Origin of the sequence: Natronohydrobacter thiooxidans, assembly GCF_001884735.1 — a bacterium.
GTDB classification, from domain to species: domain Bacteria; phylum Pseudomonadota; class Alphaproteobacteria; order Rhodobacterales; family Rhodobacteraceae; genus Roseinatronobacter; species Roseinatronobacter thiooxidans_A.
In genome coordinates this window covers 77293-99186 of sequence record NZ_MJAP01000003.1, presented here as the reverse complement: position 1 = coordinate 99186, position 21894 = coordinate 77293, and the positions used below count along the sequence as shown (strand labels likewise).

Annotated in this window: 22 protein-coding genes; 21 read left to right on the top strand and 1 reads right to left on the bottom strand. The window is 64.2% G+C overall.

The window, feature by feature from the left end; all coding sequences use genetic code 11:
• Nucleotides 1-32: 32 nt before the first annotated feature.
• From BG457_RS03070 to BG457_RS03050, 5 genes are all read left to right on the top strand, one after another.
• Nucleotides 33-2993: a 2-oxoglutarate dehydrogenase E1 component gene (locus BG457_RS03070; RefSeq protein WP_071795546.1), complete on the top strand. Its 2961-nt coding sequence runs from the start codon at nucleotides 33-35 to the stop codon at nucleotides 2991-2993.
• Between the two features lie 7 nt (nucleotides 2994-3000).
• Nucleotides 3001-4212: a 2-oxoglutarate dehydrogenase complex dihydrolipoyllysine-residue succinyltransferase gene (gene odhB / locus BG457_RS03065; protein ID WP_071795545.1), complete on the top strand. Its 1212-nt coding sequence runs from the start codon at nucleotides 3001-3003 to the stop codon at nucleotides 4210-4212.
• 77 nt (nucleotides 4213-4289) lie between these two features.
• Entirely contained in the window at nucleotides 4290-4685 is a 396-nt protein-coding gene (locus BG457_RS03060; RefSeq protein ID WP_071795544.1) for an MAPEG family protein, read from the top strand.
• Nucleotides 4686-4788: 103 nt separating this feature from the next.
• Complete coding sequence (gene lpdA, locus BG457_RS03055) at nucleotides 4789-6174, top strand: dihydrolipoyl dehydrogenase (RefSeq protein WP_071795543.1); 1386 nt, start codon at nucleotides 4789-4791, stop codon at nucleotides 6172-6174.
• 91 nt (nucleotides 6175-6265) lie between these two features.
• Nucleotides 6266-6688 (top strand): GlcG/HbpS family heme-binding protein, encoded by a 423-nt coding sequence (locus BG457_RS03050; protein ID WP_071796019.1) that lies wholly within the window; start codon nucleotides 6266-6268, stop codon nucleotides 6686-6688.
• 55 nt (nucleotides 6689-6743) lie between these two features.
• Here the strand turns inward: BG457_RS03050 and BG457_RS03045 are convergent, their stop codons facing one another.
• Nucleotides 6744-8690 carry a 4Fe-4S binding protein gene (locus BG457_RS03045; protein ID WP_071795542.1) on the bottom strand — a complete coding sequence of 649 codons (1947 nt, stop codon included), beginning with the start codon at nucleotides 8688-8690 and terminating at the stop codon, nucleotides 6744-6746.
• A 99-nt stretch (nucleotides 8691-8789) separates the two neighbouring features.
• Here BG457_RS03045 and BG457_RS03040 point away from each other — a divergent pair, with 99 nt between their 5' ends.
• The 16 genes from BG457_RS03040 to BG457_RS02970 all read left to right on the top strand — a co-directional run bounded on the left by BG457_RS03040 (nucleotide 8790) and on the right by BG457_RS02970 (nucleotide 21864).
• Nucleotides 8790-9518 carry a biotin/lipoate--protein ligase family protein gene (locus BG457_RS03040; RefSeq protein ID WP_071795541.1) on the top strand — a complete coding sequence of 243 codons (729 nt, stop codon included), beginning with the start codon at nucleotides 8790-8792 and terminating at the stop codon, nucleotides 9516-9518.
• Nucleotides 9515-10063: a DUF6505 family protein gene (locus tag BG457_RS03035; protein ID WP_071795540.1), complete on the top strand. Its 549-nt coding sequence runs from the start codon at nucleotides 9515-9517 to the stop codon at nucleotides 10061-10063. Before BG457_RS03040 ends, BG457_RS03035 begins: the two co-directional genes overlap by 4 nt.
• On the top strand, nucleotides 10063-11049 hold the full coding sequence (locus tag BG457_RS03030) for a DUF6352 family protein (RefSeq protein ID WP_071795539.1): 987 nt from the start codon (nucleotides 10063-10065) through the stop codon (nucleotides 11047-11049). Before BG457_RS03035 ends, BG457_RS03030 begins: the two co-directional genes overlap by 1 nt.
• Before the next feature lie 9 nt (nucleotides 11050-11058).
• Complete coding sequence (locus BG457_RS03025) at nucleotides 11059-11589, top strand: DUF3305 domain-containing protein (RefSeq protein WP_071795538.1); 531 nt, start codon at nucleotides 11059-11061, stop codon at nucleotides 11587-11589.
• 3 nt (nucleotides 11590-11592) lie between these two features.
• On the top strand, nucleotides 11593-12231 hold the full coding sequence (locus tag BG457_RS03020; protein ID WP_071795537.1) for a DUF3306 domain-containing protein: 639 nt from the start codon (nucleotides 11593-11595) through the stop codon (nucleotides 12229-12231).
• A 125-nt stretch (nucleotides 12232-12356) separates the two neighbouring features.
• Nucleotides 12357-12962, top strand: a complete 606-nt coding sequence (locus BG457_RS03015; protein WP_245770915.1) for a TorD/DmsD family molecular chaperone — start codon at nucleotides 12357-12359, stop codon at nucleotides 12960-12962.
• A 71-nt stretch (nucleotides 12963-13033) separates the two neighbouring features.
• A complete protein-coding gene (locus BG457_RS03010; protein ID WP_071795535.1) occupies nucleotides 13034-13249 on the top strand; it encodes a hypothetical protein in 216 nt (71 codons plus the stop codon).
• Nucleotides 13249-16209, top strand: coding sequence for a formate dehydrogenase subunit alpha (locus BG457_RS03005; protein WP_071795534.1), 2961 nt, complete (start codon nucleotides 13249-13251; stop codon nucleotides 16207-16209). The genes BG457_RS03010 and BG457_RS03005 overlap by 1 nt, the downstream gene beginning before the upstream one ends.
• Before the next feature lie 15 nt (nucleotides 16210-16224).
• The gene (gene fdh3B, locus BG457_RS03000) at nucleotides 16225-16821 is read left to right on the top strand and encodes a formate dehydrogenase FDH3 subunit beta (protein ID WP_071795533.1); all 597 of its coding nucleotides are present in this window, start codon (nucleotides 16225-16227) and stop codon (nucleotides 16819-16821) included.
• A gap of 12 nt (nucleotides 16822-16833) precedes the next feature.
• Nucleotides 16834-17826, top strand: a complete 993-nt coding sequence (locus BG457_RS02995) for a formate dehydrogenase subunit gamma (RefSeq protein ID WP_071795532.1) — start codon at nucleotides 16834-16836, stop codon at nucleotides 17824-17826.
• A 78-nt stretch (nucleotides 17827-17904) separates the two neighbouring features.
• Nucleotides 17905-18996: an Mrp/NBP35 family ATP-binding protein gene (locus BG457_RS02990; RefSeq protein ID WP_084657443.1), complete on the top strand. Its 1092-nt coding sequence runs from the start codon at nucleotides 17905-17907 to the stop codon at nucleotides 18994-18996.
• An 18-nt stretch (nucleotides 18997-19014) separates the two neighbouring features.
• Complete coding sequence (locus tag BG457_RS20130; protein ID WP_175546716.1) at nucleotides 19015-19170, top strand: hypothetical protein; 156 nt, start codon at nucleotides 19015-19017, stop codon at nucleotides 19168-19170.
• 5 nt (nucleotides 19171-19175) lie between these two features.
• Nucleotides 19176-20426 carry a c-type cytochrome gene (locus BG457_RS02985; RefSeq protein ID WP_071795531.1) on the top strand — a complete coding sequence of 417 codons (1251 nt, stop codon included), beginning with the start codon at nucleotides 19176-19178 and terminating at the stop codon, nucleotides 20424-20426.
• A 124-nt stretch (nucleotides 20427-20550) separates the two neighbouring features.
• The gene (gene ihfB, locus BG457_RS02980; RefSeq protein WP_071795530.1) at nucleotides 20551-20838 is read left to right on the top strand and encodes an integration host factor subunit beta; all 288 of its coding nucleotides are present in this window, start codon (nucleotides 20551-20553) and stop codon (nucleotides 20836-20838) included.
• Between the two features lie 7 nt (nucleotides 20839-20845).
• Entirely contained in the window at nucleotides 20846-21199 is a 354-nt protein-coding gene (locus tag BG457_RS02975; RefSeq protein WP_084657442.1) for a lipopolysaccharide assembly protein LapA domain-containing protein, read from the top strand.
• A gap of 11 nt (nucleotides 21200-21210) precedes the next feature.
• On the top strand, nucleotides 21211-21864 hold the full coding sequence (locus BG457_RS02970; RefSeq protein WP_071795529.1) for a phosphoribosylanthranilate isomerase: 654 nt from the start codon (nucleotides 21211-21213) through the stop codon (nucleotides 21862-21864).
• The last annotated feature ends 30 nt before the right edge of the window (nucleotides 21865-21894 follow it).

The window sequence follows — 21894 nt, the reverse complement described above, 5'->3', positions numbered from 1 at the left end:
ATCCAGTTTCTCTCTGTGACAGAGGTGCTAAAATGAACGACCACAGCCCAGGCCAGATGCAGGACGAAACCTTCCTCGAAGGGCAGAACGCGGCCTATGTCGAAGCGCTGCAGGCGCGCCACGCACAAGACCCGTCTTCGGTCGATGACGTCTGGTCCGAGTATTTCAAGGCCCTTGGCGAAGGCGCGCAGGACGCCGCCCGCGCCGCGAATGGTCCCAGCTGGGCGCGCCGCGACTGGCCGCGGCAGCCCACCGATGAACTGACTTCGGCACTGACCAGCGAATGGCCTGCCGCGCCCGCCGCCGAGAAGAAGGCCGCAGGTGACAAGATCGCCGCCAAGGCCGCCGAGAAGGGCATCTCGCTCTCGGATTCGCAGGTGCGCGCAGCGGTGATCGACAGCCTGCGGGCGCTGATGATCATCCGCGCCTACCGCATCCGGGGCCATCTGGTCGCTGATCTGGACCCGCTCGGCATGCGCAAGGAAGAACCGCATCCCGAACTGGATCCGCGCACCTACGGCTTCACCGAGGCCGATATGGACCGGCCGATCTTCATCGACAATGTGCTGGGGCTGGAAGTCGCCAGCCTGCGTCAGATCATCGACATTCTGCAACGCACCTATTGCGGCACCTTCGCGCTGCAATTCATGCATATCTCCGACCCCGAGCAGGTGGCCTGGCTCAAGGAACGGATCGAGGGCTATGGTAAGGAAATCCAGTTCACCAAACAGGGCCGCCGCGCGATCCTGAACAAGCTGGTCGAGGCCGAGGGTTTCGAGAAATTCCTGCATGTCAAATACATGGGCACCAAGCGCTTCGGGCTGGATGGCGGCGAGTCGCTGATCCCGGCGATGGAGCAGATCATCAAGCGCGGTGGTGCGCTGGGCCTGAAGGAAATCGCCATCGGCATGCCCCATAGGGGCCGGTTGTCGGTGCTCGCGAATGTGATGGGCAAACCTTACCGCGCAATCTTCAACGAATTTCAGGGCGGCAGTTTCAAGCCCGAGGATGTCGATGGTTCGGGCGATGTGAAATACCACCTTGGCGCCTCATCCGACCGGGAATTTGATGGCAACAAGGTGCATCTGTCGCTGACCGCGAACCCCTCGCATCTGGAAGCGGTGAACCCGGTCGTTCTGGGCAAGGTCCGCGCGAAACAGGACCAGATGCATGATGCCGAGCGCCGTCAGGTCATGGCCGTCTTGCTGCATGGCGATGCCGCCTTTGCCGGGCAGGGTGTCGTGGCCGAGGGGCTGGGCCTGTCGGGCCTGCGCGGCCATCGCACGGGCGGGACGATGCATATCATCGTCAACAACCAGATCGGCTTCACCACCGCCCCGCATTTCTCGCGCTCTTCACCCTATCCTACGGATATCGCGCTGATGGTGGAAGCACCGATCTTCCATGTGAATGGCGATGACCCCGAAGCCGTGGTCCATGCCGCGCGCGTGGCGACCGAATTCCGCCAGAAATTCCTCAAGGATGTGGTGCTCGACATCTTCTGCTACCGCCGCTTCGGTCACAACGAAGGCGATGAGCCGATGTTCACCAATCCGCAGATGTATACGCGGATCAAAAGGCACAAATCCACCCTGCAGCTCTATACCGAGCGGCTGGTTGCGGACGGGCTGATCCCGGAAGGCGAGATCGAGGATCTGAAAGCGGCGTTTCAGGCCTTCCTGAATGACGAATTCGAGGCCGGAAAGACCTATAAGCCCAACAAGGCCGACTGGCTGGACGGGCGCTGGTCGCATCTGAACCGCGAAGGGACGGACTACCAGCGCGGCGAGACATGGATCCCCAAACCCATGATGGAGGAAGTGGGCGCAGCGCTGAGCCGCGTGCCCGAAGGCTTCAATATCCACAAGACCGTCGCGCGCCAGCTTGAGGCGAAGAAAGCGATGTTCGAGAGCGGCAAGGGCTTTGACTGGGCCACGGCCGAAGCGCTGGCCTTCGGCTCGCTGGCCTCCGAGGGCTATCCCGTGCGGCTCGCCGGGCAGGATTCGACCCGCGGCACGTTCTCACAACGCCATTCTGCCTTCATCGACCAGCAGACCGAGGATCGCTACTATCCCCTGAACCATATCAAGGAAGGGCAGGCGCGCTACGAGGTCATCGACTCGATGCTCTCGGAATATGCGGTGCTCGGGTTTGAATATGGTTATTCGCTGGCCGAACCCAATGCGCTGGTGATGTGGGAAGCGCAATTCGGCGATTTTGCCAATGGCGCGCAGATCATGTTCGACCAGTTCATCTCCTCGGGCGAAAGCAAATGGCTGCGCATGTCGGGGCTGGTGATGCTTCTGCCGCACGGGTTCGAAGGGCAGGGGCCGGAGCATTCCTCGGCCCGGCTGGAGCGCTTCCTGCAGGGCTGCGCCCAGGATAACTGGATCGTCGCCAATTGCTCGACGCCCGCGAATTACTTCCACATCCTGCGCCGCCAGATCCACCGCAGCTTCCGCAAGCCGCTGGTGCTGATGACGCCGAAATCGCTGCTTCGGCACAAGTTCTGCATCTCGGAAGCCGAGGATTTCCTTGAGGGATCAAGCTTCCACCGCGTGCTCTGGGATGACGCGCAGAAGGGCAACAGCGACACAGAGCTTGCCGCCGATGACAAGATCCGCCGCGTGGTGATGTGCTCGGGCAAGGTCTATTTCGACCTGCTGGAAGAGCGCGATGCGCGCGGCATCGACGATATCTACCTGATGCGGGTGGAACAGTTCTACCCCTTCCCGGCCATGGCGCTGTTGAAGGAACTGGAACGGTTCCTGAATGCCGAAGTGGTCTGGTGTCAGGAAGAGCCCAAGAACCAGGGCGCCTGGTCTTTCATCGAGCCCAATATCGAATGGGTCCTGAACCGGCTGAACGGGGTCAGCAAACGGCCGCGCTATGTCGGTCGCGCCGCCGCAGCCTCTGTGGCCACCGGGCTTGCCAGCCAACATAAAGCACAACAAGAGGCGCTCGTGAATGAAGCGCTGACAATCGAGGGATAACAAGCACATGTCCACCGAAGTTCGAGTCCCCACCCTGGGCGAAAGCGTCTCGGAAGCCACCGTCGCCACCTGGTTCAAGAAGCCCGGCGATGCGGTCGCGGTCGATGAAATGCTCTGTGAGCTGGAAACCGACAAGGTGACGGTCGAAGTGCCGTCGCCGATGGCGGGCACCCTGACCGAAATCCTTGCCGATGAGGGCAGCACAGTCGCCGCAGGCGGGTTGCTGGCGATGATCAGCGAGGGCGGTGCCGCAGCGGCCCCGGCCCCCGCCAAGGCTGCAGAGCCTGCACCCGCGCCTGCTGAAGCCTCGGGCGCACGCGATACGGAAGACGCGCCCTCGGCCAAGAAGCTGATGGCCGAAAAGGGCCTCTCACCCGATCAGGTCACCGGCACCGGGCGCGACGGGCGCATCATGAAGGAAGATGTGCAGCGCGCCGCGGCGGCCCCAGCGGCTGCGCCGACTGTGCCCGCCCCGGCAGCCCAGCAGGCCCCGCGCGGCCCTGTCTCGGCGGATGACGCCTCGCGCGAAGAGCGCGTCAAGATGACCCGCCTGCGCCAGACCATCGCCCGCCGCCTGAAGGAAGCGCAGAACACCGCCGCCATGCTCACCACCTATAACGAGGCGGATATGGGCGGCATCATGGAGCTGCGCAACGAATACAAGGACGCTTTCGAGAAGAAGCATGGGGTGAAGATGGGCTTCATGTCCTTCTTCGTGAAAGCCTGCTGCCATGCGCTGATGGAAGTGCCCGAGGTCAATGCCGAGATTGACGGCACGGATGTGGTCTACAAGAACTATGTCCATATGGGCGTCGCGGTCGGCACGCCAACGGGGCTCGTGGTGCCGGTGCTGCGCGACGCGCATCAGATGGGCTTTGCCGAGATCGAGAAGCGGATCGGCGATTTCGGCCGCCGCGCGCGTGACGGGAAGCTCTCGATGGATGAGATGGCGGGCGGCTCCTTCACCATCTCGAACGGCGGCGTCTATGGCTCGCTGATGTCCTCGCCGATCCTGAACCCGCCGCAATCGGGGATCTTGGGCATGCACAAGATCCAGGAGCGCCCCATGGTGGTGAAGGGTCAGATCGTGGCCCGCCCGATGATGTATCTGGCGCTGAGCTATGATCACCGGATTGTGGATGGCAAGGGCGCCGTGACCTTCCTTGTGCGCGTGAAAGAGGCGCTGGAGGATCCGCGGCGGTTGTTGATGGATTTGTGATCCCGTCGTGACCGTGGGTGCGTGCAGAGCACGCACCCTACATCACTGCCTTTTTCGGAATGTCAGGGAATGGCCCAATGACCCCCGAACTCACCGCCCTCACCCTCGCAGCCCTTCTGCAAGCCGCGCAGTATATCCTCTATGCCATCCCCGCCAATCTCGAACTCGGGACACGCTACACGGGCGGCAGCCGCGACTATGCCCCTGATAAACCCATGTCCAAGCGCACCGCCCGGCTTGGCCGCGCGCTCGACAACCATTTTCAGGGGCTGATCCTTTTCGGCATCGCGACCACTGTCATCAGCATATCGGACCAGTCCAGCACGCTTACAGCCGTCTGCGCCTTCCTCTATCTCACCGCCCGCATCCTCTACATCCCGGCCTATGCTTACGGTCTGAACCCCTGGCGCTCGCTGATCTGGTTCGTGGGCTTTTTGTCCACAATGACCATTCTCTTGGTTGCACTCTTCTGATGCGCCTTTCATTCTTGTCCAAATATCCTCGGGGGGGTCGGGCCAAGGGCCCGACGGGGGCAGACAGCCCCCGACTTCTCCGCTCGAAAACAGGAGACATCTCATGTCCTATGATCTGATCGTCATCGGTGCCGGCCCCGGCGGCTATGTCTGCGCCATCCGCGCCGCGCAACTGGGCCTGAAAGTGGCCTGTGTCGAAGGCCGCGAGACCCTTGGCGGCACCTGCCTGAATGTCGGCTGCATCCCCTCGAAAGCGCTTTTGCATGCCACCCACCAGTTGCATGAGGCCGAGCATAATTTCGGCGCCATGGGCCTGACCGGCGCAAAACCCAAGGTCGATTGGAAGAAGATGCTCGGCTACAAGGCGGATGTGATCGGCCAGAACACCAAGGGCATCGAATTTCTGTTCAAGAAGAACAAGGTGGACTGGATCAAGGGCTGGGCCTCGATCCCCGCGCCGGGCAAGGTGCAGGTGGGCGAACAAAGCTATGAGACAAAGAATATCGTCATCGCCTCGGGGTCCGAATCCAGCCCCCTGAACGGGGTCGAGGTGGATGAAAGCACCATCGTCACCTCGACCGGCGCGCTGGAACTGGGCAAGATCCCGAAAAAGCTGATCGTGATCGGCGCAGGCGTGATCGGGCTGGAAATGGGCTCGGTCTATGCGCGTCTGGGCGCCGAAGTGACCGTGGTCGAATATCTCGATCGCATCATTCCCGGCAATGACGGCGAAGTGGCCAAGACCTTCCAGCGCATGCTGAGCAAACAGGGCATGAATTTCATCCTTGGCGCTGCGGTGCAATCGGCCACAGCCACGAAGGGCAAGGCGAAAGTCACCTACAGGCTGCGCAAGGATGACAGCGAACATACGCTCGATGCCGACACGGTCCTGCTGGCGACAGGGCGCCGTCCCTTCACCGACGGGCTGGGGCTGGACGCTCTGGGCGTCGAGATGACCGGGCGCGGCCAGATTGCGACCGACAAGCAGTACAAGACCAGCGTGGACGGGGTTTTTGCCATTGGCGACGCCATCGAGGGACCGATGCTCGCGCATAAGGCCGAGGATGAGGGCATGGCCGTGGCCGAAATCCTTGCCGGTCAGGCGGGCCATGTGAATTATGGCGTCATCCCCGGCGTGATCTATACCTGGCCCGAAGTGGCCTCGGTGGGCGAGACGGAAGAGAGCCTGAAAGAGGCAGGCCGCGCCTATAAGGTGGGCAAGTTCAGCTTCATGGGCAATGGCCGCGCGAAAGCCAATTTCGCGGGTGACGGCTTCGTGAAACTCCTTGCCGACAAAGACACTGACCGCATCCTTGGCGCGCATATCATCGGCCCCTATGCGGGCGATCTGATCCATGAGGTCTGTGTCGCAATGGAATTCGGGGCGGCTGCGGAAGATCTGGCGCGGACCTGCCATGCGCATCCGACCTATTCCGAGGCCGTGCGCGAAGCGGCGCTGGCCTGCGGCGATGGCGCGATCCACGCCTGAGTGGTTAACGCGGCGCGCTGTACTGGCGCGCCGAAAAACTGAATAAAATTAGATGTTTCGCGCGCGAAACATCGCCAGACGGAGGTTCATGATGACAGTTTCCCTCGATCAGGCCCGCAGCATCATCGCAGCCACACGGGCCAAGGGGCGCGAGATGGGGCTCAAGCCGCTCTCGGTCGTGGTGCTGGATGCAGGCGGGCATGTGCTGGCCTTTGAGCGCGAGGACGGCTCCGCTCCGGGCCGTTTCGGTATCGCGCAGGGCAAGGCCTATGGCGCGGTCATGCTGGGCATGGCAGGGCGCGCGCAGATGGCCCGCGCCGAAGCGCAGGCCTATTTCATGGCGGCGGTGAATGGCGTCTATGGCGGGCAGGTCGTTCCAGTGCCGGGCGGGGTGTTGCTGCGCAAGGACGGGGCCGTGATCGGGGCGGTAGGCGTGACAGGCGACACTTCGGACAATGACGCAGAAGCGGCGCTGGCGGGCATCGCCGCCGCCGGGCTGGAGGGCGAGGCTTAAGCCCGCCCGATACCGCCCGTCACGTCCTTGCCGATCAGAGGGCGCGCGGTGCAGATCAGCGCTGCGGCCCTTCATGCGGGTCGAAACCCGCCATCACCACTTCTTTCGTGCGGCAATCGTCGCACATGGTCAGCAGCGCGCGGCGCTCTGCGCCCGCATCCCCGCTGAACATCCAATGTCCGTCCAGCCGCGCCATCACCCGCTCGATGCTGGAGCGCGTGCCAAAGGGCTTGCCGCAGCAGGTGCAGGCGAAAGGCTCTTCCTCTTTCAGCACGCGCTTCGGGCTGGCCCAGGCGGCCAGATCGATCCGGGGCGCAATCGTGATCGCATCCTCGGGGCAGGTCGCCACGCAGATGCCGCATTGCACACAGGCGCTTTCGGTGAAGCGCAGCATCGGCTTGTCGGGATTGTCCGACAGCGCGCCTGTCGGGCAGGCCCCGACACAGGACAGGCACAGCGTGCAGGCAGCGGGATCCAGCGTGACCGTGCCGAAAGGGGCGCCGGCGGGCAGGGCGACTGTCTCAACAGGGGTTGGCGCCATGCGGATCATCTCTTCGACCGCCATCAGCAACAGCCCGCGCTTGTCCTCGGGCGGCAGGAACCCGGCGCGGCGCGCGCGGGGTTTCGGCGCAGGCTGCCAGAGCGCAGCCTCCAGCGCCTCGGGATCGTCGGTCTGGATCAAGGTGCAGGCATCGCCGTAGCCCGTGGCCGCAGCGATCGCGCGCATCAGATCAAGGCTTGCCGCCAGCCCGTCCAGATCATGCGCGGGCCGCGATTTCGCCAGCACCCGGACCCCGCCCGCGCCATAGGCCAGCGCGGTGGCCATGGTTTCGGGGCCGATCTGGGTCGGTTCATTCACCTGCACCGGGATCACATGCGCGGGCAACCCGCGCCCGAAACGGGCGCTCGCGTCGATCAGCGCCATTCCGTGGCCCTCATCATGGAACAGGATGACCGGCGCATCCTTCGCGCCCGCCTCAAACCATGCAGTCAGCCCGACCCGCAGCCGCGCGGCGATATTCTCGACCACCGGCAGCGCATAGGAGGCCGCGCCGGTCGGGCAGGCGGCCGCACATTGCCCGCAGCCCGCGCAGATATGGGGATCAATCGCGACAGTATCGCCCGCCGAGGTGATCGCCCCGGTGGGACACAGGTTCAGACAGCGCGTGCAGCCGGTCAGCGTGTTGCGCGAATGAGCGCAAAGCTCGGGCGCAAAATTGATAAATTTCGGTTTGTCGAACGTGCCGGTCATCTGCCCGGCCTGCGTGACCAGACGGGCGACCGCGACCGGATCGCGCGGATCAGCGCGGAAAAATCCGGGGCGGGTGTCATGAAACAGCGGCCCCGCGCCAGTCAGGTCAATCACCAGATCACAGCGCGAGACGGCCCCGTCGCGGCCCGCGTCGAAATCGAGCCTCGCGCGAGAGGATGGGGCGGGCGCCGCATAGGCATCCACCGTCAGCTCGAACGCCCCCAGATGCCCATGGCCCTTGCGGATGCGGCCCTGCAGCACCGGCCATGTCGTCTGGCGCGGCGGCTGGATCTCAGCGCCGGGCAGAATCAGCACAGTAATATCAAGGCTTTCCGAGAGTTTCTCGGCCACATCCAGCGCCACCTGATCACGCCCGAGAATCAGCGCGACCCCGCCGCTTTCCATGCTCACAATCTCGAAAGGCGTCGCAGCACTCTCGGCCATCGCCAGCAGCGCCGCCATCTTGGGCATGGCGCGTTTGCCATCTTCGGACCAGCCCGCGGTTTCGCGGATATTGACGAAATGCAATGCGCCATCATAGCCCGCATCCTCGGCGACTTCCGCGAAAAGCGGCGCTTCCTGCGTGCAGGCGACCGTAATCTCTGCAAACTGGCCCAAAGCCGCTTGAAAATGATCAAGCTGGGCGCGGCACAACTGGCTTGCGGGGCGGTCGTCCCCCGCAAGGCGGGGCGCGTCAAGCGTCATGGTGGCTTCGCAAGTGCAGATCAGGCGGGTCTTTGGCTGGGACATGGGGCTTTTCTCTTGCCTCTGGCGGAACTAGCTTATGCGGATATAAACCGACAAGGGCGCAAAGGGTAGCGCCCAAGGGATGAAACGTCAGGGGGAGACATGGACAGCATCACCGAGGCCGCGCGCGTGATCCATCTGCCGCCGCCCTACACGCTGCATCGGCTTGACGCAGGCGATGTCGTGGACGAGGCAACCCGTCTTGCCCCGGTCGAGGGCGCGGGAACGCTGGTGGTGCATCAATCGCCTGGCCTTCTCGCCTTCGCCGTGGTGCTGGAGCCAGACCAACCCCTGCGCGAGGCGCAAATGGCCTTCGCGCTGGGCATGGTGGCTTTGGGCGATGCGCTGGCCGCACATTGCCCGCCCGAACGCGCGGTGCGGCTGGTCTGGCCGGATGAAATCCGCTTCGACAAGGCGCGGCTCGGCGGCGGGCGATTCGCTGTTTCCCCCGGCACCGGGCCGGAGGATGTGCCCGATTGGCTGGTCTTCGGCGCAGAACTGATCGCAGATCGCGACCATCTGGAGGAGCCGGGCCTCTTCCCCGACTCGACCTCGCTGCAAGAAGAAGCCTTTGATCCGCCTGAAGATATCATCTCGACCTTCGCCAGCTACATGATGCTCTATTTCGACCGTTGGGCGCATGACGGAATCGAGGCGGTGACCAACCGCTACCTGATGCGCATCGACCCGCCGCTTCTGCGCGGTGTGCGCCGGATCGAAGGTGATCGGCTGGTGGAAATCACCCCTGCGGGTGGGGGCAAGCGCTCCGCGCCCCTGCTTGACGCGCTTGGCGCTACGGGCTGGCGCGATGCGACAGGGCCGATCCTGTGACCCGCCTGCCGCGCACGATCCGGCTGGACCCGTCCGACAAGGTGGTCTTCGCGCAGGCGGCTGAACCCGGCGAATGGGCCGTGACCGGCACCTTCCTCTTCTGGGGGCGCGCGCCTGACAGCCTGTCGCGCAAGGAACAGATCGCCTTCCGCTCGGGCTTTCTGGGGGTCGCGAGTTTCGGCTTCTCCACGCTGGTGACAGTGCAGGAGGCGCGGCCTGACGAACGCGCGGCGCTGGTCGAGCATCTGGCGCAGCAACTGGTGACGCATCTGGGCGCCCCCTCGCTGGATGCTGCGCGCCCGGCGGCGGAAGAAGAGGTCGCGCTCGCCGAAAGCCTCTGCTCGGGTCATCCGCTCAACACATTGCTTGCCCTGCACCGACGCTACGACAATGGCGCGATCCGCGAACAGTTCCGCACGCTCAAGCCGCGCGACGAGACCGCGTTCTCGGGCAGCCATTTGCAGGGCCATGACCGCGCCTTTCACTTTGTCGAGGAAGAGGTCGAGGATCATGTGGATATCTTCAGTCTGAGGGGGAGTGACTGATGCCGGAATTCTGGGTGGCTTCGGGCCATCATCTGACGCGATTGAACGGGCAGGGGCGGATGCTGGTCACGGATGAGCTGATCCTCGCTTGGCTGGCGCGGCCCGAGGTGTTGCCGCCTGCGGATGCCTGCGCGGCGGAACGGGCGCTGCACCACCGCCTGATGAAAAACCCGCGCGCGAAAGTGTCCGAGATGGAACTCACCGCGCTCAAAGACCCCGATGCGCGCGAGAACTGGCGTTTTCTGCTGTCCTTGCGCGACCGGCTGATCGCTGCAGGCACGATCGAGGACGGCTATGCGCAGATCGTGGCCGAGGGCGTGACCCTGCCGCAGGTCTTCATGTCGCAGCTTGTGCAGCTGATCCTGCGCAACGCGCTGGACGGGTGCGACGATGCCCAGACCCTGCGCGCCGCCGAGTGTTTCTTCCGCCCCCAGCGCAGCCATATCAAGGAGGACAAGCTGCTTCTGGCCGATGAGGAACTGGTGCAACTGCATGAACAGGAAATGCATGCCTCGCCCCTGACCGCGATGTTCTCCGGCGGGGTGAACAGTCTCGATGTGCTGGGCGGCGGCAATGACTGGACCTATTGGAGCCGTTCTGACGCGCATACGATGGTGCTGAATTTCGGCGGCGACCCGGAAGCCCGGCGCGGCATGGCCGATGCCATCGCCGCTTTCCTGCGCCATATGCTGGGGCTGGACTGCACGGTTGCGCCCGAGATGCGGGCCGAGAATATCGACCTGCGCTGGTTCATCGGGCTGGATCCTGCTGGTACCGCCATCGGCAATGCGCTCTGGAATGGCCAGCCCATGCCTGCGACGCTTGTGGGGCTGTTCCGACTGGAAACGCAGGATGCCCGCATCCGCCCCGAGTTGCGCGGCCAGCCGGTCTGGCTGATCCTCGGGCTTGGCACGGATGGCGCGATCCGCATGAAGCCGCAGAACCTGCTCACGGGCCTGCCTCTGGCCGAACCGGTGCTGAACTAGGGGGGAGAGATGCCACAGCTGACCCTGCGCGTTGGTGTTCTGGCGATCCGCCGCCCGCCCGTGACGAAATGGGGGGCAGGGGAGTTGCGCGCCTCTGGCGTGCTGCCGCAAGAGCCCGAGACCGCGCCGAACACGCGCCTCGCGACCGAGAACGGGGTCGAGACCTGGTATCTGGGCGGGCGCGATCTGGTGCTCTATTCGGGCGATACCGGCCATCATCGCGACAATCTCGCCTCGGGCCGGCCTTCGGTCTGGGTGGCGCTGCGCGGGGATGATCCGGCCCGCGCGCAGATCGTGAATGTGACTGTCGATCCCTATGAGGGCGAGGGCTACGCCTCTGATCTCGATCTGAAAGTCGAGGCGGTGCCGATGCCCGAACCGATCCGCGCGGCAGTCGCAGAGTTCATCGCGGCGCATCACGTCGAGATGCCTTTCAAGAAACGCAAGCGCCTGCCCGCCGACCCCAATGCCATGACCGCGCGCGCGCCGCGCGTGCTGGCAGAGCGGGACAAATGGGTCAACAACCCGCGCAAGAGGTGAGCCATGGCACAGCCCCCCGAAGGCGAGTCCTTCCTCGCGCGCTGGTCGAAGCGCAAACGTCTGGCCGAAGAGGAACCCGCGCCGGAATTGCCCCCGGAAGAGCCGCTGCCGCCCGAGGAAAGTGATTCGATTTCCGAGGAAGATCTGGCCGCGCTGCCCTCGCTGGAGGAATTTACCCCCCAGACCGATATCCGCCCCTTCCTGAAAAAGGGGGTGCCGCAGTCGCTGCGCAACGCCGCCTTGCGCAAGATCTGGCTGCTGACTCCGGCGATCCGTGATCACAAGGATCCGGCGGTGGATTACGCCTGGGACTGGAATACACCCGGCGGTGTGCCCGGTGACGGGGCCGCCCCGACGGCTGAACGCGCGGCGCAGATGCTGCGCGATCTGCTCTATCCTCGCCGCGATGCAGCACCGCAGGAGGGCCCAGAAACCAACGACACCAGCCCCGAAAACATGTCGGAAGAGCGGCCCGATTCTGCGCCGCAGCAGGGCGCGGAATCGGGCGTGGTGCCCCCGGATAAGCGCGGACTTGACCCGGTTGATCCGCCGAACACCGCCTCCCGCAAAAGTGAAGAAAAACAGTCAGCTACTGATCTTCCGGCGGCGCGCAGACGGCATGGCGGGGCGCTGCCGGATTAGATTTGAGTCGTAAATCGGGCGAGATCAAAAAACGAACGTTGGGACTGGACAGGTTCAGATCGCGAGGGTACATTTTACATACTGTTGCATATCTTTGCAGCAGCGCGAACAGGACACTGACAACGATGACAGCTAGCCAGCCCCATGCCGGGCGAGCAATCGATCCCCTCGACATCGCCCGATGCGAGCAATATCGCTTCATAGCGCGTATGCTGGCAGCGCCGCCCGATGCGGATCTGCTGAGGCAGGTCGCGCAGCTTCAGGGCGATGACAGCGCGATGGGGCAGGGGTTCCGCGCGCTGGCCCGGGTCGCGTCGCAGACCAGCCCCGAGAAAGTCGGGCGCGAATATTTCGAACTCTTTGTCGGTGTCGGGCGCGGCGAATTGCTGCCCTATGCGAGCTTCTATCTGACCGGTTTCCTCAACGAGCGTCCGCTGGCCGATCTGCGCAGCGATCTGGCGCGGCTGGGCGTTGCGCGCGCCGAGGGGCGTCATGAGCCCGAGGATCATATCGCGCTGCTGTTTGAGGTCATGGCCGATATGGCCGCAGGCGAGATTGATGCGGATGCGCCTGCGCAGGCAGCCTTTTTCGCACGCCATATCGCACCCTGGGCGGCGCAGTTCTTCGATGATCTGGCGATTGCGCCCAGCGCGAATTTCTACCGGCCACTGGCTGAAATCGGTCGGCTGCTGACAGATATCGAATCGCGAGCATTCTCGCTCGCGGCTTGAGGCAACCTTTAAGCAAATCCGGATGCTGCTCGATGGGGGGCGGCCGCATCCAACCACATGGGAGGACTCTGATGGCTCAGGACAAACACACTCCGATCAGTCGGCGCGCATTCTTCGGCGTCGCGGCGACGGGGGCAGCTTCGACAGTGGCGCTGACCGCAGGCAGCGCGCGGCCAGGTTTCGCGCAGCAGACCGGCAATGAGCGCACGCGCGCGCGGTACCAGAAAACCGAACATGTCGAGACCTATTACCGGACCAACCGCTACTATCCACGGGGGGAAAACTGATGCTTGTCAAACGCAGACATCGTGACGCGGCCACAACAGGCCGCCTGAGCCAGATGGCCGCTGGCATGGCCGCCAAACCCCTCGATCGGCGCAGCTTCCTGCGCGCCTCGGGTCTGACAGTCGGGGGGCTGGCGGCGATTTCGACACTGGGCGCAGGCATGACCCGCCGGGTCGAGGCCGCAGGCTTCACCGATATGAGCCAGCCCATCGAGATCCGCACCAATATGTGCACGCATTGCTCGGTCGGCTGCACGGTCAAGGCCGAGGTGCAGAATGGCGTCTGGGTGGGGCAGGAACCCGCCTATGGCAGCCCGATCAACCGCGGCACGCATTGCGCCAAGGGCGCGTCGGTGCGCGAGCTTGTGCATGGCGACCGGCGCATCAAATATCCGATGAAGAAGGTGGGCGGCGAATGGCAGCGCATCACATGGGATCAGGCGCTGGACGAGATCGCCGAGAAGATGACCGAGATCCGCAGCAACTCGGGCGCGGATTCGGTCTATCTCTTGGGATCGGCCAAATTCTCGAATGAGGGGGCCTATCTCTTCCGCAAATTCGCGGCCTTCTGGGGCACGAACAATGTGGACCATCAGGCGCGCATCTGCCACTCGACCACAGTGGCAGGCGTGGCAAATACCTGGGGCTATGGCGCGCAGACCAACAGCTATAACGACATCCGCAACGCCAAGACCGTGATCTTCATGGGCTCGAACGCGGCAGAGGCGCATCCGGTGTCGCTGCAGCACATCCTGGAAGGCAAGGAAACCCAGCGCGCCAATGTCGTGGTGCTGGATCCGCGCTTCACCCGCACCGCAGCCCATGCCACCGAATATGTCCGCTTCCGTCCCGGCACCGATATCGCCGTGATCAACGGGATGCTGTACCACATCTTCGAGAATGGCTGGGAAGACAGCGACTATATCGCGCAACGCGTCTGGGGCATGGATCAGGTCCGCGAAGTGGTCAAGGACTACACGCCCGATGTCGTCGAGGACATCACCGGTGTCGACGGCGAGACGCTCAAGCGCGTGGCGCAGAAATTCGCGCAGGAACGCCCCTCGACATTCATCTGGTGCATGGGCGGCACGCAGCACACGGTCGGCACGGCCAATGTGCGCGCCTATAACCTGCTTCTGCTTGCAACCGGCAATGTCGGCTATGAGGGGACCGGAGCCAATATTTTCCGTGGCCATTGCAACGTGCAAGGTGCCACGGATTTCGGCCTCGATGTGGGCAATCTGCCTTGCTATTATGGTCTGGCACCGGGCGCGTGGCGCCATTGGGCGCGTGTCTGGGATGTGCCTTACGAGTATTTCGTCAGCCGTTTCGACGCGATTCCGGCGAAGGGCGGGCGCGATGCGCGCACGGCCGAGCAGAATATGGAAGTCCCCGGCATCACCTCGACCCGCTGGTTCGATGCTGTCATGATCGACAGCGAAGAGATCGACCAGCAGGACAATATCAAGGCGATGATCGTCTTCGGGCATGGCGGCAACACGGTGCCCCGGATGCAGGATGCGCAGCGCGGCATGAACGCGCTCGACCTGCTGGTGGTCGCTGACCCGCACCCGACGACTTTCGCGGCGCTGCATTCGCGCACGGATAACACCTATCTGCTGCCGATCTGCACGCAATTCGAATGTTCCGGCTCGCGCACCGCGTCCAACCGCTCGATCCAATGGGGCGAGAAGATCGTCGATCCGATTTTCGAGTCCGACAATGACTATGCGGTGATCCATGCGCTGTCGGAGCGTCTCGGGTTCGCGGACGAAATGTTCAAGAATTACGAGATGGTGCAGGGCAAGTTCGGGATGGAGCCGACGGCGGAATCCATCCTGCGCGAGATCAATCGCGGCGGCTGGTCCACCGGCTATACCGGGCAGAGCCCGGAGCGTCTGAAAGCGCATATGGCCAATCAGGAGCATTTCGATCTGGTGACATTGCGCGCCAAGCCCGATGCCCCGGCCGAGATTCAGGGCGATTACTATGGCCTGCCCTGGCCCTGCTGGGGGACACCGGAACTGCGCCATCCCGGCACGCATATCCTCTACAACACCAACCTGCACCCGATGCAGGGCGGTGGTGCCTTCCGTCCACGCTTCGGGCTCGAACGCGATGGCGAGACGCTGCTGGCCGAGGGAAGCTGGCCGCAAGGGTCGGAAATTCAGGATGGCTATCCCGAGTTTACCTATGCGCTCCTGGAACAGCTTGGCTGGGAAGGCGATCTGAGCCCGCAGGAAATGGCGGTGATCGAGCGCATCGGCGGCGAGAATATCGGCGGCGTGAGCTGGTCCATCGACCTCTCGGGCGGGATTCAGCGCGTGGCGCTTGAACATGGCTGCGTGCCCTTCGGCAATGGCAAGGCCCGCGCAGTTGCCTGGAACCTGCCCGATCCGGTCCCGGTGCATCGCGAACCGATCTATACGGCACGTCCCGATCTGGTGGCGCAATATCCGACCAATACGGACCGGCGTCAGCAGCGCATGCCCAATATCGGGGCTGCAGTGCAGCAGGATGCCGTGGATCGTGGCGTCGCCAATGACTTCCCGATCATCCTCACCTCTGGCCGTCTGGTCGAATATGAGGGCGGCGGCGAGGAAACCCGCTCGAACCCGTGGCTTGCGGAGCTCAAGCAGGACATGTTCGTCGAGATCAACCCCGAGGACGCAGCCGCGCGCGGCATCGTCGATGGCGGCTGGGTCTGGGTGACAGGGGCCGAGGGGGGCTCTCGCGCCCGCGTCAAGGCGCTGGTCACCGAGCGGGTGAACCGCGGTCTGGCCTTCATGCCCTTCCACTTCGCGGGCTGGTTCCAAGGCGAGGATCAGCGGGGCAATTACCCGGCGGGCACCGACCCGATCGTCTTGGGTGAATCGGTCAATGTCATCACGACCTATGGCTATGATCCTGTGACCGGCATGCATGAAGGCAAGGTCACGCTTTGCCAGATCGCAGCGGCGTAAGGGAGGAAAACAAAAATGGCACGGATGAAATTCCTTTGCGACGCAGATCGCTGCATCGAATGTCAGGCCTGCGTCACCGCCTGCAAGAACGAGCATGAGGTGCCCTGGGGCATCAACCGCCGTCGGGTTGTGACCATCAATGATGGTCTGCCCGGCGAGCGGTCGGTCTCGATGGCTTGCATGCATTGCACCGACGCGCCCTGCGCGGCGGTCTGCCCGGTGGCGTGCTTCTACACCACCGATGACGGCGTGGTGCTGCACAACAAGGACACCTGCATCGGCTGCGGCTATTGCAGCTACGCCTGTCCCTTCGGGGCACCGCAATACCCGCAGACCGCCAATTTCGGCACGCGCGGCAAGATGGACAAATGCACCTATTGCTCGGGCGGGCCGGAGCCGGACATGTCGCAGGCCGAATATGTCAAATACGGGGCCAACCGTCTGGCCGAGGGCAAGCTGCCGCTTTGCGCCGAGATGTGCTCGACCAAGGCGCTGCTGGCGGGGGATGGCGATATCATCGCCGATATCTACCGCGAGCGCGTCGTGACGCGCGGCTATGGCTCGGGCGCCTGGGGCTGGCGCACGGCTTACGGCGAAACCGTGACAGTGTAAGGGGATAGCGATATGACCATATTTTCCAGACTGCTCACGGCCTTTTCGCTTGTCCTTGCCCTGTCACTGGCAGCCCCCGAGGCATCGGCGCAGGTCAATCCGACCCAAAGCTCGGTGACCGAAGATGCGCTGTTTCAGGCCCTTGGCACCGCGCCTGTCACGGGGCGGGTGACGATCCCGGATGCGAATGCCGGCTATCTGATCAAGCCCGAGAACAAGAGCTGGGCCGTGCTTCAGGGCCAGACGCTGCACACGCTCTCGATCGTCGCCGTGCTGGGGATGATCGCGCTTCTGCTGCTTTTCTACCTGATCCGGGGCCGGATCCGGGTTGAATCCGGGTTCTCGGGCCGCAAGATCCTGCGCTTCAACGCCATCGAGCGCTTCGCGCATTGGACGCTGGCCACGACCTTCATCATCCTTGCGCTGACCGGGCTGAACCTGATCATCGGCAAATCGGTGATCCTGCCGCTCTTTGGCGAAGCCGCCTTCGGCACGCTCTCGACCTGGGGCAAGATCGCGCATAATTACCTCGCTTGGCCCTTCATGGTGGCGCTGGTGATGATCCTGCTCTTGTGGATCGTCCACAATGTGCCGAACAAGGTTGATCTGGAATGGATCAAAAAGGGTGGTGGTCTGTTCTCGAAAGGGGTGCACCCCCCGGCGCGCAAGTTCAATGCCGGGCAGAAACTGATCTTCTGGTCGGTTGTTCTGGGCGGGGCCGCGCTGTCCTATACCGGGATCATGCTGCTTTTCCCGGCAGAGGCGGGCACAGCGGCGGATTGGCAGTTCTACCAGACCATCCATGCTCTGGTTGCGGCAGGGCTGTCGGCCATTGTGATCGCGCATATCTATATCGGCTCTGTCGGGATGGAAGGTGCGTTTGATGCCATGGGCTCGGGCGAGGTCGATGAGAACTGGGCCAAAGAGCATCACGGCCTCTGGGTCGAGGAGGTTCAGTCGACACAAGCGCGCAACACCGCGCAGGTGACGACACCGGCGGAATGATCGCGCGACACTGAGCAAGCACTTCAGACCCGGTGCCAGCAATGGGCCGGGTCTGTCTGACTGAAAGACAGGTCACGAATGAGCGGATCAGACAGGTTTGGGGATGCCGAACTGCGCGCTGTACTCGACAGCATTGCGCTGCCGGGCGGCGGGAGGCTGGGCGCCTCCGGGCGCGTGGCGGGCCTCAGCATCGCGGGTGGGCGCGTCAGCCTGTCGATCCAGATCGCCCCGCAAGAGGCACAGGCTTTCGCGCGGATCCGCGATCAGGCCGAGGCCGCCCTGCGCGCGCTGCCGGGGGTCACTTCCGTTTTCGCCGTCCTGACCGCAGAGCGGCCCGCGCCGCCGAAACTCACCCCGAACAAACCTATGAGGACCGATCCGCTGGCCGGGATCGGCCATGTCATCGCGGTGGCCTCGGGCAAGGGCGGGGTCGGCAAATCCACCACCACCGTCAATCTGGCGCTGGCACTCCGGGCGCAGGGGCTGCGCGTGGGGATACTCGATGCCGATATCTATGGTCCCTCGCTGCCCACACTGCTGGGCCTGCATGGCAAACCCGGCATGGGGCAGGGGCGCAAGCTGAAACCGATGCAGGCTTACGGGCTTAAGGCCATGTCGATGGGCCTCTTGGTCGAGCCGGAAACCGCAATGGTCTGGCGCGGCCCGATGGTCATGTCCGCGATCACGCAGATGATGGCCGATGTGGACTGGGGCGCGCTGGATGTGCTGCTGGTGGACATGCCCCCCGGCACGGGCGATGCCCAGCTTGCGCTGGCGCAGGGCACGCAGCTTGCAGGCGCGGTGATCGTCTCGACCCCGCAGGATCTGTCGCTGATCGACGCGCGGCGCGGGATCGCGATGTTTCGCAAGGTCGATGTGCCGATCCTTGGCATTATCGAAAATATGGCGCATTTCATCTGCCCCGATTGCGGCAGCAGCCACGCGATTTTCGGGCAGGGCGGGGCCGAAGCCGAGGCCGCGCGCCTCTCGGTGCCCTTCCTTGGCGCGGTGCCACTGACGATGGAATTGCGCGCAGGCTCTGATGCGGGCCAGCCCGTGACCGCGCGCGACCCCGATGGCCCCCTGGGCCGGATTTACCAACAGATCGCCCGGACCATGATGGCCGGGCTCACCAGATCGCCGCAGGCACAACGCCCCGGCCAACCCTGAGAAACAGGAGACACGACCATGAAAGCCTTTCTCGCTGCGATCATCTTTGCCGGAGTTCTTGCCTTCGGCGCGGCAACGGTTCTGGACGGCAGCTATCAGCAACCCTCGTACTCCGCCTTCACCACCGAAGGGGCACGGGTCGACAATCCAGGCCATAACCTGATCGGCAACTGACCGGCATGAGGCTGCTCTGCCTCGCAGCCTTGCTGGCCTTGGCCAGCCCGGCACCCGCGCAGGATCTGAGAGGTCATGGCGGGCCTGTCGGTGCGCTGGATGTTGCTGGCGACAGGCTGCTTTCGGGCAGTTTCGACACGCGCGCGATCCTGTGGGATCTGACCCGCGCCAGCGCGCGCAATGTCACGCGCTTTCACGAGGGCAATGTGACCGGCGTCGCGCTTCTGCCGGACGGGGGCTTTGTCACCGCCGGGCAGGACGGGCGCATCGCGCTCTGGCAGGCGGAAAGCCGCGCGCCCGATTTCGCGACAGACCCCGGTGTTTCGGCCATCGCGGCGCTGGCCATCTCCGAGGACGGGGCGCGCATCGCTGCCGGGTTCTGGGACGGGCAGGTGCAGGTGCTGGACCGCGCCACAGGTCAGGTGCACAGCCATCAGGCGCATAGCGAGCGGGTGACGGGGCTCGGGTTTCTACCCTCGGGCGATCTGGTCACGGTGGGCGGCGATTTGCGGCTGGTGCGCTGGGACGGCGCCTTTGCGCCGCTCGCCCGCGCGGATCTGCCCGATCTGCCCAATGGTCTGGCGATCAGCAAGGGGCGGATCGCGGTGATCTTCGCCGAAGGCGCGCTGCGGCTCTTTGCACCCTCGGGCGAGTTGCTGCCGGAACGGTTCCTGACCGACCGCCCGCTGGTGGCACTCGCGGCGCGGGGCAGCGATATCGCCGCTGCCGCGATTGACGGGACGGTCTGGTATCTGACGGCGGATGCCCTGACCCAGCGGGTCATGTTCAGCGCCGCGACAGGGCCGGTCTGGGCGCTCGCGCTTGCCTCTGGCCAGGCCTTCACCGCCGGGGCGGACGGGCTGATCCGCCGCTGGTCGCTGGAAGATGGTGCCGCCCTTGGCGGCGAGGACGGGCAAGCGCAGGCGGAATATACCGATGACAGCCGGGGCGCGGAAATCTGGCGGGCCTGCGCGGTCTGCCATTCGCTGATCCCCGATGACCATAGTCGCGCGGGCCCCAGCCTGCACGGCATTTTTGGTCAGCGGATCGCCACCCAGCCCGGCTATGACTATTCACCGGCGCTGGAAGCCCTCGATATCATCTGGTCGCCGCGCACGGTCGCAGAGCTTTTCGAGCATGGCCCCGAAGCCTATACGCCCGGATCGCGCATGCCCGAACAGCGAATCGCCGAGGCGGCGGATCGTGTGGCGCTGGTCGAATTTCTGGCCCGCGCCGCGGCAGAGTCTGGCCAATAGCGCGCCCTCTGCCCAAAGCGCTTGTTTTTCCGTATTTATTTGCGCGCGATTTGGGCCTATAGTCGGTGGACAAAAGAACAGGGCATCCATGCAAGATGCCCGAATGGGACGTGGGGAGTGTCACATGATCCGATCTGAACTGATTCAGATAATCGCGGACGAAAATCCGCATCTCTTTCAACGGGACGTGGAGCGGATCGTGAACACGGTCTTTGGCGAGATCACCGAGGCGCTGGCGCGCGGCGAGCGGGTCGAATTGCGCGGCTTCGGGGCCTTCTCGGTCAAGAAGCGCGACTCGCGGCTCGGGCGCAACCCGCGCACCGGCGAGAGCGTCGAGGTCGAGGCCAAGGCCGTCCCCTTTTTCAAGACCGGCAAGTTGTTGCGTGAACGGCTGAACGGAGCGGAAGGATAAAGACCCCATGATGGCCTATCTGCGCTATGGTTTCGCGGCCCTTGTGGCGGCAGTTTTCATCACGATTGCGCTGGCAAATCGTGCGCTGGTCGAGGTCAAGCTGCTGCCGGATGCGCTGGCCGCGCTGTTCGGCTTCAATCTCGATATCCGGCTGCCGTTGTTTCTGATGCTCGGGATCGCGATTGCCATAGGGCTCTTGCTGGGCTTCATCTGGGAATGGGTGCGCGAGCATGGCTATCGCGCCGAGGCGGCGCGCTTGCGCCGCGAGAAAGAGGCGATGCGCGACGAGTTGAAGCGCGTCGAGAAAATTGCCCCGCAGGCGCGCAAGGATGAAGTCCTTGCTCTGGTCGAAGGGAATTGAGAGCGCCCCCGATGGCTGACCCTGTTGCTGTCAAGATTTGCGGGCTGACCAGCGCGCAGGCCGTGTCCGCTGCGGTGGGCGCTGGTGCGCGCTATCTGGGTTTCGTGTTTTTCCCCCGCTCGCCGCGTCATCTTGAAATCCCGGTTGCCGCAGAACTGGCCCGCGCCGTGCCGATGGGAATCGCCAAGGTCGCGCTGACGGTGGATGCCGATGACGCGCTGCTCGACACCCTGCTGGCCGCTGTGCCGATCGACATGCTGCAATTGCATGGCCATGAAACGCCCGCGCGCGTGGCCGAGGTCAAGGCGCGCTACGGTCTGCCGGTGATGAAAGCCGTGGGGGTGGCCGAGCGCGCCGATCTGGCCGTGCTGGACAGCTACTTGCCAGTGGCGGATCAGATCCTGCTCGATGCGAAACCCGCGCAAGGGGCCGCTTTGCCGGGCGGCAACGGACTGGCCTTTGACTGGCGGCTGATCGCGGGGCGTGACTGGCCCAGACCCTGGATGCTGGCAGGCGGGCTGACCCCCGAGAATGTCGCAGAAGCCCTGCGCCTGACCGGCGCGCGGCAGGTCGATGTCTCCTCTGGTGTGGAAAGCGCGCCGGGCGTGAAAGACCCGGCGCGGGTCACGGCCTTCATTCAGGCCGCGAGCCGCGCTGCGGGCTGAGCCCGGAGCGGTCCGGCGCGGCGTCTTCCT